The sequence below is a fragment of the Vibrio echinoideorum genome, assembly GCF_024347455.1.
Taxonomy (GTDB): domain Bacteria; phylum Pseudomonadota; class Gammaproteobacteria; order Enterobacterales; family Vibrionaceae; genus Vibrio; species Vibrio echinoideorum.
The window spans coordinates 775,749-789,129 of the sequence record NZ_AP025484.1; the positions used below are offsets into that span (position 1 = coordinate 775,749).

10 protein-coding genes and 1 pseudogene are annotated in these 13,381 nt (G+C 42.4%); 2 read left to right on the forward strand and 9 right to left on the reverse strand.

Features of this window, described 5'->3' with window-relative positions:
* Positions 1-40: 40 nt before the first annotated feature.
* Positions 41-394 carry a hypothetical protein gene (locus tag OCV36_RS19710; RefSeq protein ID WP_017074406.1) on the forward strand — a complete coding sequence of 118 codons (354 nt, stop codon included), beginning with the start codon at positions 41-43 and terminating at the stop codon, positions 392-394.
* 167 nt (positions 395-561) lie between these two features.
* On the opposite strand, the gene OCV36_RS19715 is transcribed toward OCV36_RS19710, so the two are convergent.
* The 5 genes and pseudogenes from OCV36_RS19715 to OCV36_RS19735 all read right to left on the reverse strand — a co-directional run bounded on the left by OCV36_RS19715 (position 562) and on the right by OCV36_RS19735 (position 6,754).
* The gene (locus OCV36_RS19715) at positions 562-1,458 is read right to left on the reverse strand and encodes a sigma-70 family RNA polymerase sigma factor (RefSeq protein ID WP_017074405.1); all 897 of its coding nucleotides are present in this window, start codon (positions 1,456-1,458) and stop codon (positions 562-564) included.
* 457 nt (positions 1,459-1,915) lie between these two features.
* The gene (locus OCV36_RS19720) at positions 1,916-2,248 is read right to left on the reverse strand and encodes an Hpt domain-containing protein (RefSeq protein ID WP_135457761.1); all 333 of its coding nucleotides are present in this window, start codon (positions 2,246-2,248) and stop codon (positions 1,916-1,918) included.
* Positions 2,242-3,825, reverse strand: a complete 1,584-nt coding sequence (locus OCV36_RS19725) for a response regulator (protein WP_017074403.1) — start codon at positions 3,823-3,825, stop codon at positions 2,242-2,244. Before OCV36_RS19725 ends, OCV36_RS19720 begins: the two co-directional genes overlap by 7 nt.
* A gap of 330 nt (positions 3,826-4,155) precedes the next feature.
* Positions 4,156-5,693: pseudogene (locus tag OCV36_RS19730) on the reverse strand (DHA2 family efflux MFS transporter permease subunit).
* Positions 5,690-6,754 (reverse strand): HlyD family secretion protein, encoded by a 1,065-nt coding sequence (locus OCV36_RS19735; protein ID WP_135457763.1) that lies wholly within the window; start codon positions 6,752-6,754, stop codon positions 5,690-5,692. The pseudogene OCV36_RS19730 and the gene OCV36_RS19735 overlap by 4 nt, the downstream one beginning before the upstream one ends.
* Positions 6,755-6,881: 127 nt before the next feature.
* Here OCV36_RS19735 and OCV36_RS19740 point away from each other — a divergent pair, with 127 nt between their 5' ends.
* On the forward strand, positions 6,882-7,784 hold the full coding sequence (locus OCV36_RS19740) for a LysR family transcriptional regulator (protein WP_135457764.1): 903 nt from the start codon (positions 6,882-6,884) through the stop codon (positions 7,782-7,784).
* 87 nt (positions 7,785-7,871) lie between these two features.
* Here the strand turns inward: OCV36_RS19740 and OCV36_RS19745 are convergent, their stop codons facing one another.
* The 4 genes from OCV36_RS19745 to OCV36_RS19760 form a co-directional block, all read right to left on the reverse strand.
* Positions 7,872-10,271 carry a glycoside hydrolase gene (locus tag OCV36_RS19745; protein ID WP_135457766.1) on the reverse strand — a complete coding sequence of 800 codons (2,400 nt, stop codon included), beginning with the start codon at positions 10,269-10,271 and terminating at the stop codon, positions 7,872-7,874.
* Positions 10,272-10,393: 122 nt separating this feature from the next.
* Positions 10,394-11,212, reverse strand: a complete 819-nt coding sequence (locus OCV36_RS19750) for a DUF2861 family protein (protein WP_135457768.1) — start codon at positions 11,210-11,212, stop codon at positions 10,394-10,396.
* A complete protein-coding gene (locus tag OCV36_RS19755) occupies positions 11,209-11,859 on the reverse strand; it encodes a response regulator transcription factor (protein ID WP_135457770.1) in 651 nt (216 codons plus the stop codon). The genes OCV36_RS19750 and OCV36_RS19755 overlap by 4 nt, the downstream gene beginning before the upstream one ends.
* The gene (locus OCV36_RS19760) at positions 11,837-13,270 is read right to left on the reverse strand and encodes an ATP-binding protein (RefSeq protein WP_135457771.1); all 1,434 of its coding nucleotides are present in this window, start codon (positions 13,268-13,270) and stop codon (positions 11,837-11,839) included. The genes OCV36_RS19755 and OCV36_RS19760 overlap by 23 nt, the downstream gene beginning before the upstream one ends.
* Positions 13,271-13,381 lie beyond the last annotated feature (111 nt).

The following is a 13,381-nucleotide window of genomic DNA, read 5'->3' on the forward strand; positions in this document are numbered from 1 at the left end:
TCTTTATTACTAAAAGGGTCAGTTAAGAAGGAGGGGCGACATGTATCGTTATGTTAGTTCGCCGCAAGCATCGAAGTACATCGTACCACCACCTCAACACCGTGAGTTATCGAGCGTTGATGTGCCTGAGGCTGAATTGGAGATGCGAGAAATTCTGAATAATTGGTTTGCCGACGGTCTAGCGCCGATTATTCAAAGTGAAGACGGTTATATTTCGGCAAGCGACCAAGCGCGATTTGAGAAACTCAGCCGTACGGTTGGCATGTTACTAAGAAACAAAGACTATTATTTTGCGACCAAGCGTATTTTGTCGTTGTGGGAACAAGACTGCTTAGAAACCACTTATGTGAGTTATCTAATTCTGCGTAGTGAAAGAGCCACTTCGTTAAGGTGAGTAAACGTCGATTTTGTTCATTCACAATGTTTTCTGGTTTGAATGTTTATGATGATCTAAGTTTGGTAAGAAAGCAGGCAAACAAAAAGGGCAAGCTCTTTAGGCTCACCCTTATGATTGTTCTTTAATCTTTATTTATCTATTTAGACCTTTGTCGATTTAGTTATTTAGACCCAGCCATCAAATTTAAGTCGTTTTTGAATTCTCTCAACGGCTTCTTTCTGCATCTGTCTCACTCGCTCATTGGATACATTTACATCCAACATTTTACCCACTTCGGACAGCGTTTTTACGTTGTTGTCGAAGAAGCCAAAACGGTGAATGAGAACCTTCTGCAATTTAGGTGGCAGTGTGTTTATGATCTGCTCTAGTGCATGTGTGAATGATTGGTCTTCACAATCTTGTTGAGGGTCGGTGATGTATTCACTTTCGCACTGTTCTAGTACGAGTGGCGCGTGGCTGATACCAACCGTTGTTGTAACATCAATAAACCCGCTTAAGGCTACCAGTTGATCGACACGTTCAGCTTTTACACCAGAACTGAGTGATAACTCTGAGATAGAAACCTCTTTACTCATTTTTTTGCTTACATCGAGCTTCTTTGATGCCAAGCTATTTATTTCTTTGCAAACATGGGCGGGTAATCGAACGGTGCGCCCTTTGTTCATTAATGCTGCTTCGATGTTTTCGCGAATCCACCACACTGCATAAGTTGAAAAACGATAGCCCGGTTCTGGGTCATATTTATCGATGGCTTTAATCAAGCCAATATTACCTTCTTCGATAAGATCGAGCAGTGTGAAATTGTTACCTTTACGTTTTAGGTAACTCTTGGCGATTTTTACAACAAGGCGCAGGTTCGATTCGATCATTACATCACGCGCCTGTTTGTCACCCGTTTGGTTTAATTTTGCGTAATACACTTCATCTTCGCGAGACAATAAATCAATACCTACAATATCTTTTAGATAGTGAGCATAGGGTTCTGTTGTGGTAGAAAATGATTCTTTTATGGGAGGGTGATCCGTGAGCCCTTGGAACACACCAAAACTATCGTTGTTCATTTCCTTGTCCTTATCTAGCCGACTGAACGTTTTATTTTATTATTATGCCACCAAGTGATTAACGCCTGGTTTCACTAGAGTGTAGATAACAGTTTCTTCTTTACCAATAAATAAAATGTAATTTCGTGCGCTTCTGTCACAAAAAGATCTACAAATATTTAACTATTTTGCATCTCGTCAAATATGTCAGTTTTTCATTGAAAACATGAATATGCAGGACTTACTAAGCGTGTGTTATACGTTGTTAGATCTCGATAAATTGGGTGAATTTATAGGTGGGTGATTCATCGATAATTTTGAAAGGAAATGACAAGAGTTGAGGTTCTATGTTCCCAAAGTATCTCAACTCTTTATCTGATTCTGGTGATATGTATAGCGCCTGAAGCCTTAAATGTTAAGCCAAGAAGTTAGAAATTAGAAGCTAGAAGATCTAGCAACTAAAAGCTCAGTGGACTTATTAATAAGTGCTAAGTACTTCTTCAATTTGTTGGTTGATTATCTTCACTTCTGTATAGATGACGGAAAGGTCCTCATCTTGAGGTGCAAGCTTATTGAGCGTGTTTTGCTCCACTCTTTCTAGTGCCATTGTAGCCGTTTCTTCACCGAAACTGGCTAATATGCCTTTCAAAGTATGTACAGTAAAATGAAGCTTGCCCCAATCTTGCTGTTGCACTAATTCTTGTATTTCTTCTAATGAATTGCCATGGTCTTCTTGATACACGAATAACACCGCGTAAATTACTTCTTGGTCATTGTCTAAGTAGGCATTCAAAGCATCAAAATCTAGCATATAGACTCCTGTCGGCTGCTTGTTGAAAATGGGCTAGGTGGCTTAGTGGAAAAACCATGACACGATGCGTCACTAATCCATTGTTCCCATTTTTTTGGAAGTTCTAATTGGGTGATATCTTGTACGAAATCGTCACTAAGTTGTTCTTGTATTTGAGTTTTATTGACAGCATATAAATAGTCAAGTTTAGCGGCGACCGAATATGGATAACTGTGAATATAGTCCTTAATATCTTCAATCGAATCCAAGCTTTCGAGGTTGATCAACGTTGAAGGTGACAGTGTTTCTGGTGGGGTTTTATGCAGCAAAGGATCGCCACGAGATTGAATACATTCCGCAACTGCACGGTATAGAGAGTATTCCCCAAAGTGAATCAATAGCGGTAATAATTGGGTGAGTAAATCAGTAGGGTTTTCGTAAAAACGGTTAGAAAGCAAGATGGCCGCTTTGATTGATTTCTGATGAGCAAGCTTTTCGTTTTTTTCAAATATTAAGATGTGACTATGGAAGATTGCCAGGTTTGAAAGTACTTGATTTTGAAGATGACTTGGGAGCTTTAAGTTAACCTGCGTTGTAAATTGGTTTGCATGTTCTATCAGCGCTTTCTTACGGTTCATATTCGTTTCTCGTTCGTACGTAACTTTTAACGAATTGAAGTAGGTTGATATAGAGTGAATTACATCGATGTCTGCGGATGAGATACTGTTCGCGTAAATCTCACCTAATTTGATTAATATTTGCGTGTTGTCGGCGTTCTCAGCTAAATCGATGGCACGAATCGCTCGGTGGCTGATACTCGGCGTTAATTCAAAGGCTCGTATTGCTAGTTTCAGGGCTGGCAATAACATGTGGTGCTTTTCGTAAATACAGCTCAGACAATCTATTACGTTCAAAGAAAGAGGCTGCGCAACAAGATAATTGTGTAGTTTATCTATCGCTGATTTGGGTTTGCCTAATCCGTCTAAAATTAATGCTTCTGCCACTAACTTGGTTGGGTGCATGTTTGTTCTAGATTCATTGAGTAAAAACGAAAGCAATTCCCATTTCTTGCTTGCGATCAAGTGCTCTATTAGTGTTGCTTCAAACTGTACCTTTGTGTCTTTACCCGGAATGTTTAACGCTGAATTGAGTGCGGCTTGATCATTGATTGGATAAAGGTTGGTGAGCTGCGTAATTTGCTTGGCTTCAAATACCGCCGTTTGGATTTTCTTTCCGAGAGCGGCCGTATTGATCGGTTTAGAAATAAAGTGATGCGCTTCACCGGATAAAGCCGTCAATACCGTTTCCTGACGCATATCACCTGAAAGCAAAATTGTCGCAACGGTATGGTCAATGAGTCGGTTACGATAAAGAATCCCTAATAACTCAAACCCAGTAAAAGATTGTTCGAGATGGTAGTCGATGAGAAGTACATGGAAAGAGTGAGTCTCGACGGCTTTGATAGCTTGTTGGTAGTTGGTCGCGATGAAAATATTTTTGTGCGAAATCCCCAGACCAACGAGCTGCTGTTTGATAAGAATGGTGGCACTCTTAGAGTCGTCCACAAGCAAAACCCTTAGATCTGGATGTAAGGTCAAATCGTCTTTCCCTAAATATTCAACTATAGATTCAATTTAGGTGTCAAGTTGCACATTGTCAAGGTGGCAAGACCACATGTAAATACTCAATAAACTATTGGTAATTAAAGAATATTAACGAAAATTTATGAAACCTATTGGGTGGTTATTATTTTGACCTTAATTTTGTGTTGCTAAGCAGGTTTTTTAAACAAAAAGAAGTAAGCCGCTAAGCTTACCTCTTTTGGTGATTACCGTTTTTTATTTGATATTTTGCTTTTTATTCGTCGATTTTTTGAGGTTAGAACTCATTTTTTAGGTTAGAACTCATAATAAAAGAGCAATAGGCTTTTAATCACGCATGTTCAAAATCAGAACCGCAGCTAACGCTAAGAACGCAGTCATCATTAAGAATACATCGTTGTAGGCCATAATTGCGGCGTCACGCTGCATGGTTCCTAGTAAGCTTGCTTGCGCTTGTTGCATCGCGGTCGCGGCATCACTTCCTGACTGAATAAAGAACGCTTGCTGGTCTTTAAGTGTTTGCCAACCTAATTGACTCACTGAAGGCAGTGACTCTTTGATATGAGCCAAATGCTCACGGGTTTTGTTATCCAGTAGAGTAGCGATAATCGCGATACTGAAAGCGCCACCTAAGTTACGCATTACGTTGGTTAAGGTTGAAGCGTCAGGCGTGTCCATTTTGCTGATGTTCTTCATGGCAACCAGTGACAATGGAACCATAATAAATGGGCTGCCAATAGCACGCAGAACCATAGACAAAATCAGTTGTTGGCCACCAAAATCAATCGTCATGTGGGTATTTACATAACAACTGACACCAAACATCGCGAAACCAAAGGTGACCAAGTATTTGGGCTTAATGATTTGTGTCAGCTTCGGAACAATCGGAAATATCAATAGTTGTGGGAATCCCATCCACATCAACACTTCACCAATTTCCATCGCGTTATATTGCTGTATCTGCGTTAAGTACATTGGCAGAACATAGATAGACCCGAGTAGCGCCATCCCTAAAATCAGATAGGCGATACAAGACATAGCAAATTGCCCATCCCGCAATAGCCGCAAGTTAACCAACGGCTTTTTGTGTTGGAGTTCGTTGATCACGAAGTAAACCAAACTCACCGCCGACACGATACTCAAGCCAATAATAAAGCTCGAACTGAACCACTCTTCACGGTTGCCTTCTTCCAATACCACTTCTAAACAACCTAGCCCGAGAGCCATGGTGGCGATACCGAACCAATCGGCCTTTTTAAGTGTGCCAAGGTCGAGCTTTTCATCATCCAAGCCATAGCGGATCATTGAGACTACGAGTAGAGCGGGCGGAATATTGATGTAGAAAATATAGTGCCACGAGAAGTTCTCGGTTAACCAACCACCAAACGTTGGGCAAACGTTGCAGTGACACCAAACAGTGCCATACCAATGGCGCGTTTGTTGACCGGCAATAACTGAATCACCAGCGAGAAAGCAAGCGGGATTAAAGCACCACCACTGAAGCCTTGCATCGCGCGGAATACAATCATCGAGGTCATATTCCAAGAGAACGAACACAGCAAAGATGAAATGGTGAAAATGGCCGTTGTCCACGTGATATAACGGCGTTTACCAAGTGCTTTTGAAAGCCAGCCACTGAGTGGGATCGCGATCATCTCTGCGACTAGGTAAGACGTAGAGATCCACGAGCTTTCGTCTAAGGTTGCAGAAAGTGCACCTTGAATGTCTTTGAGAGACGAGTTGGTGATTTGAATGTCTAAGATCGCCATGAACGCGCCAATCAAGCCGCCAAATAGGGCGATCCAATGACGGGTTGTTACCTCGTGCTCATCATTAGTTTGGGTGACAACACCAGCGTTGCTCATGGTCTAGCCTCGTTTATCGCTACCACAGACAACCCAGGAAGCAATCTACCTTTAAGCTGTTGCTGATCTGAAATGGTAATTTTGACAGGTACACGTTGAACGATTTTTGTAAAGTTACCCGTTGCGTTCTCCGGTGGAAGTAGCGCAAATTTTGCACCAGTCGCAGGAGAGAAACTGTCGACCACACCCTCAAGTGGTTGACCTGGAAAAGCATCTAATTCAACTTCAACGGTTTGACCTTTATGGATGCCGCTTAATTGTGTCTCTTTGAAGTTTGCCTCAATCCACACTTGGTTGTTTGGCACCAAACTCATCAACGGCGCGCCAGCTTGAATCAACAAACCTTCACGCACACTGCGTTTACCAATCACGCCGTCTGTTGGGGCGTAGACTTTGGTGTAATCGAGATTGAGTTGTGCTTGTTCCCTTTGCGCTTGTGCTTCTGTAACCGATGCATTGGCTTGTTCTATCTCACTATCAATAACGATTAATTGGTCATTAGTAGCGACGAGATTAGCCTTTGTTTCTTCTAAATCGGCTTGGGTGACTTTTTGTTGTGCCACCATGCTATCGACTTCATCTTGCGACGCGTAATTACGTTTTAACAAGCTACGAGAGCGAACGACTTGTTGAGTCGCACGTTCGTATTCTGCTTGTGCGGAGTCGACTCGACTTTCTGCTTGGTTAATTTTGCTACGTTGTAACGTTTTTTGGGCTGTGAGGTTTTTTACATCTGATTGCACAACGGATAGATGAGCATTGGCCTGAGCAAGTGCTGATTGATAATCGCGGTCATCGATTTGCACTAACAAATCACCAGCTTTTACTGATTGGTTGTCACTGACGTAAGACTTAACAATATAACCAGATACCTTAGGGCTAATGTTAGTGATGTCGCCTTGTAGATAGGCATTATCGGTAGATTCAAAGTACTGACCGTACCCGTACCAGTATCCCGCCCCCGCTAAACCCAATGACAGCATGATCGCAGTAGCAATAAGCGGTGCTTTTTTACGTTTTTTTGTGCTTACTGATTGCGAAGCATTGTTGTTATCTGTCATTTCGTTTTCTCATTTTGTTTTTATTTAGATGTAACGAATTGTAAATGAATATCATTAATTGATAAGATAGGAAAAAAGGGAAACACTGTTGCAAAAATCTTACTAATAGTGAGTTTAGGAGAACCTGATGGACTTAAATGCTGTGACTGTTTTTACACAAGTAGTTGATTGTGGGAGTTTTACGCATGCCGCGGAAGCTCTAAACATGACTAAGTCAACCGTAAGTCGGAAATTGGCAGAGTTAGAACAGCACTTAGGTGTGAGATTGATCACTCGTTCGACTCGAAGTTTGGTGCTAACACCGGAAGGGGAACGCTTCTATCAATCGAGTATTCAAATGCATGAGATCATGAGCCAAGCCGAATTAGAAGTTTCAGCAAACCAAGATCTCATCCGTGGCCCTCTAAATGTTGTTCTTCCCGTTGAGTTGGGACATCAAGTTCTGGCGAAGTATATTCACAGTTTCCTCAAAGAACATCCAAATGTCACATTGAACTTGGAACTGACGAATCGCGAAGTTGATATCATTGCGGAAGGTATCGATCTTTATGCGCAAATTGGTGAGCTTTTGGATTCGAGCTTGGTTTCTCGATATCTCACAACATCAAAACGTGCGTTGGTAGCCAGCCCGGAATATTTAGAGCAATTTGGTGATATCAAAACACCCGCAGATCTAAAACCACCGTTTAGGTTGATTGAAGTGGTGAATAAAGCGGCAAGGTTGCCTAAATGGCATTTGCAGCTGGAGGACGGTGAATCGATTTTGATAGAGCTGCCATGCCAGTTGAGGGTGAACACGATTACAGCCTGCCTGACTGCTTGTGTTGATGGTTTGGGTATCGCCGTGTTGCCGGAGTTTATCTGTCGGGACCATTTTCAGACAGGGAAGCTAATAAGACTATTGCCCGAATATGATATGCCTGAGGTATCTGTGAGTTTGGTGTATGCCGACAGACAGTTGATGCCAAAGCGTAAGAAAGTCTTTATCGATTATCTGTTAACAGCTTTTAAAAGTGGGAAGCATAAGTAGCTTCTTGTTTAGCCATCTCAAGTTACTGAACAAGTACTCAGCTCTTTAGTATCAAAATAGAAAACTAAAGAGCTGAATAAAAAAGAACTAATTAAGCTCTGATTTCCACTCTACGACTTTTCCATTGCTTAACATGGCTTTCATAGAGGTAGGCGCGATTTCAAGACCACCCTTGTGAAAGGTTTGTTCTGAAAAGTTCGCGATGATCTTGCTTCCATCATTAAAGAGAGTCTGTTGAACATCGCCGGTCTGATCTAACCATACAAAATCGACTAACTGTTTATTCCATAACTGGTTGTGAATTGGTTCAAACCCGTTTTGGTAGTGTTTTAGTGCCGCTAACCTAGGGCTAGAACTTGTTAAGGCTTCGTCTCTGGTTAAGTGAACCATCGGCGGAGTGTTGTACAGCATCGCGGTTAAATCTCTACTTGTTTGTACATTGGTGAACTTCAGACTGTCTGAATGCCAATGGTGCGCGTTGATCACTTCATCATGGAATACGGCTTGGTAAAGCGGGATTCTATATTTAGGTGAAAACAGCAGCGACTTGTAAGGCTCTTTGACCTGCGCAGGTTTAAAGAAAAAATCGGGTTTGTGGTCTGGATACCAACGACCTAAATAGTAAGGTGATTGACGATTTTCTTTCATGTCTTTATCTGTCCAACCGAAGCCTACCGTTTCTAAGCCGTGTGCAAATGCGATCCCCTTTGTCGTTAAACTATTACCATCTTCAGAACCTAAAACCAATGACGGTTGTTCAGACAACCACTGCATTCGGTTATTGAACGCCAACAACATGTCGGACTCATTCGTATTGCTGTTACTCATTGTGTCGATATTGCTATTGCCATTGGTGCTGCTGTTACTAATGGTATCGATGTTGCCACTGTAATCCTCTCTGGCCATTGCGGTGGCATCTACATCTAAGAACAAGCTGTTGAAGCGACCAAAGCTCATAATATCCAGCGCACGTTGTTTTACATAATCTAGATGGCAATTTGGATTCAGATAAAACCCGTTTCCTCGGAATCCCTTTTTCATGCTGCCATCGGCTAATTCAATCGCGCAAGTTTCTCGAATGGGTTTTGGCAATTGAGCCGTTAACCAGTTGTCGTTTAACTTGGCGGGTATTGCAGTGTTGTAGGAGTCATAGGTGCCAACCAGATAACCGGATTGTTTAGCGAGTTCGACCGCATTCGGTTGATAGAAAGCTGGCATCCAATTATCAAAGCCTAACCAAAGCTTGTTTAAGCCCGCTTTATTTAGATTAGCAACCATGTCTGAAGACAATGCTTGTCCCCAAGTTTCGGGAGCATTGAAGTAAGAGGGGGCGTGCTTCACCAACCAGTTTTTCTTGTTTTGCGCTGCATTGTATTGAGCTTTAATGGTGTTGTTCGTCAGTGTTGGAGTCGCAACGGGGAACATGCTATTTAGAGATTGACTAAGCGAGTCTAGTAACAATTGTTTGTGATACTGACTGAACCAATCTTTGCCCTTGGTGAGTGATGAAAGCTCTCTTTTCGCTTCCTTGGAAATGTTGAGGTTAGTGCTCTTTAAATACCACGCTTTTAATCCCCACCAATCATGCACATCTTGGATACTTAAAGGATCTTTACCAAACAGGTAGATGTGGCTTGCGCCGATCAGCTTGCTCACATCTGGATTACGCCTTTGTTTTTCGACAAGTGATTCGCTGAGGTTGTTATCGATTCGCCAATTGCGGTATTGCTTCGCTCCTTCTAACCAAGTGTTTCCAAGTGTGATACGAACAGAGAAAGGCTGTGATTGATTGAGCGTTGTAAATTGGTGTGATGCACTCATATCGATATTGGCTTTCGTATCAGAAAACGAGATCGTATTGTTTGTGGCGTTCAGCATTTGATAGCTGATGAATTGATCGTTTTGTTGCACGGTCCAAAACGGCATTTTTAAGTCTTGGCTGGTGTTACTTTCCGAGTGATTGTTCACTAGATAGTTAGCCCAAACCTTACTGTCGGTCGGAATTCGCATCCCTTCGCTGAAAGGAAGAAACAGAGTTTGAGTTTGCTGTTCCGCTAGGTCAAACCACGCCAATTCTATGGGTTGATTTCGTTTTATCTGAGTACCTGAAGGTAAGCTGAATTGAACAGTGAGTTCGCTTTGGTTTAGCTCTACTTCTACATTTATGCCACTGGGAATTAACGTCCAAGATGCGTTTTTGGGTGACCTTGTTTTATCCGATGAGCGTGCGCTAGCAGGGAAACCAAGGACAAGGTTCGTCACTTTTTGTTGTTGACGATCAACGGTGATCGCAGAGCCGTTAACACTTAATCCATTCCAGTCTATGTGTAGGTTTTGAGGCGAAATTGACACAGAGTTACTGGTGTTGAGGTTGGTATTAGTCAGTGTAATTGGACTTGCTTGTGCGTTTGAAGAAAATGCACAAGCTGTAAATAGAGTCGCAATGGCGATAGATGAAAGGTGAAACAGGTGACGTGTACTGAACATGTTTTGATTCCGTAAATAACAAGTTCGGTCATTAAAACTAAATAGCGTTAGTGCTTTGTCACCTATATGTCTCTATTCGTTAGCCCTCGATTCCTTGGGTCTCTATTTAAAATATAAGGTCACTAAAAAGGCACAGCGACGCGCTGTACATATTGAACTTCAATCGCACCTTGGTATTCAAACATCTCAACCGATGCACTCAAGTGTTTAGCGTCGCTATCCGATGGGCTTTGCTTTGGGACGACTTCTTGCGTTGCTTTGATTGGCACCTTGAAGCCTAGCATGTCGTAGTTTTCATCAAACCATTGCCAACTCACATTTGTGTCAGGGCAGTTGTCGATTACATTTGGTGGCGTTATTACAATATGCGGGTCATTAAGTTTGTTCTCTAGCGATAACCATCGCTTGCTGTCATCCAAAGCCACCACAATAGGGTAGAGGTTCGATCCTATGGTTAACTGATAAACCCCCGATACTGGTTTGATGAACAGTTCATTGGTCTCAATCTCCTGATATTCGATTTCAGAAGAGAGTTGCCCGTCGATCATAATTTTCCCGTCAGGTGAAACCAGAGCGATACGCTGAGCTTGGTTTTCTGAGTCTTGGTTAAGCTGTTCGGCTGACACTTTAATCTGATAGCCTTGTGAGGAAAGACCTTGGCGCCGGATAAAGCTGACTTGAATGTGGTTTTTAGGTTCTGGTCTTTGTGTGAGTGCTGCTCCGCAGTGAGTTCGACTCAATATTTCTTGTTTTACTGGTAGCCAAAGCTGGCTATCGAGTTTCTCTTGATTGAGCGCGATTTGTAGCTCTTGCCACGCTACTTGGGGTTGGTCTTCGAGTAGTGATTGGTAGGCGTGTTGCAATGGTGTGTCGGTAAACCAAGCTGCATGGCACGCAAAGGGTAACGCGCATATCAATACTGTAAGCGATCTTACTTTCATTGTGATTCTCCAGACAAACGGTAACCTACTCCGCGATGCGTTTCTAGGTGGAGTGTCGGTAGTTTCTGACGCAAACGCAGTATGTGGTTGTCCACGGTTCTAGTGCTCGGAAACGCCTGGTATCCCCAAATTTTATTGAGTAATTCATCTCGGTGAAACACTCGCCCTTGGTTCTGCACAAACAAAACCAACAATTGAAATTCTTTGGGTTTTAGCGTGATAGGGCTTTCATCCAAATAAGCGATTCTTTCTGACAAGTTGATTTCTATGTTGGCGTAATTTAAGTGGCTAACACCTAATGGGCGAAGCTGTGAGATAACACGAGCTAGCAACTCCTCGTTTGAGAAAGGCTTAGTGACATAGTCTTTAGCACCGGCCATTAAACCTTCGACACGTTGCTGAACCTCAACTTTTGCTGTCAATACGATCACTGGCAGGGCTTTGAGCAGTAACCAGTTGGGTAGGTGTCGCAAGCTATCGCCGTCTTCGAGCTGTCGATCAAGCACCACGAGATCAGCGCGTAACCACACCTTACTGGCACTCTTAGCATCTTGTACCCAGAGGCATTGATAACCATTAGATTCAAAGAAACTAACTAGGCCTTGCCCAAGTAGTGGGTCATCTTCAATCAGAAGTAGGGTGTTCATAAGTAATTTCCAAAATACATCGGGTTGGGTTACGGAGAATAATGAGGCGGCCATTCGCTTGTTTCACCAAGTGCTCAACAATAGTTAGGCCAATGCCCATGTTATCTTGCTTATGAATGGTGGTCGGTGTCACTCGTGAAATAAGGCGTTGTATTAAGGAAGGGAAATGCCCTTCGTCTTGAACTTCAATCGTTAACTTTTCTGCGAGCGCTACTTTAACCAAAATCTTGCCTTTACCATGTTGTTTGGCATTCTTTATCAAATTATCTAGGCAGATGGTTAACCAGTAATAAGGAAGGTTGAGTTCAATATCACTCTCTGTACATTGGTAAGCGATATTGTGTTTCTCACATACATGGTCAAGCCATTCTTCCAATGATGCATTTTGCTTTAATAACGGCTCTGACTGGTCAGCGCTTAAATACACCTTACTGTTTTCTGTCAGTTGAGAAAGCCTTTGATAGTCGGATATTAAACGCCAAACCGCGCCTTGAGTTTCATCGGAAAAGTCATCGTAGCGATTTCTGAACATTTCAACCGTTAACCCAAGGCTGGTGATTGGCGTGCGTAACTCATGGGTCAGTAGCTGTAAGACAAACTGCCTTTCTTTGCGATGTTTTCTTCTTAAATATAATGTTCTGCCTGACACCGAACTCAATATCAAGAGTAATGAAATGCTCAAGATCTTCATCGGAAGTGGATCGTAACTTGGCTCATTAACGCAAATATTGCTGTAACGAAAAGAGCAGTTTTCACCCATCAAGGTAATTCCTTGTTGTTCCGCGAGAGTTTGCCAAACCTCAGAGGGAATAGCTTTCCAACCTTGTTCGCCACTTAACCAAAGTACATCGCCTTCTTGCCAAGCTCGGTATCCGTTGAGTAACGCGCCTCTGCCTTCTGCAGTTAAGGTTTGTAGCTTTTCATATAATGGATGCTTAGAGTTGGTAATACTTAGGAAAGGGCGTATTTGCTCGTTGATATCGGCGTGTGATTTCTCGTCATGCTCTGGGAAAGACGCCGAATAGCGATCAGCAAAACTTCCACCAGCAGGGTGTCGTTTGGAATGTGCTGCAAACCAGATTGAATCAAGCGTTTTCTGATTACATAAAGCCAGTTCGAATTCGATTGCATCACGTAATGAAGGGTTGGTGTTTTCAATCGCTTGGCAGTTATCTTGGATCGTTGCCAATGCTTCTATATCACCCCAACTGAACTTGTTGAAATCAGGATAGCGACTACTTTCCTGAAACAAAACTTTCGGGTACTGAGCTAACTCTTGTTGAGATACTAAGATAGGGGACGATTGCCAACTGAGTTGATACAAGGCCTGCCATTTGTCTTGCAAACTTTGGGCATTGGCTAGCATTGGGAGCCAAAAAATCAAACAAAGGACTAATGTAAGCCTGCGCATCAAGTCATTCTCATTAAAAGTTGTTGAGGTGAGTCTAAAGAGTTTTGGCCGAGATTTGTAACCTGAATGTCAACAAGTGCCTTCTTGTTATAAAATTGGCGTATTGCTCAT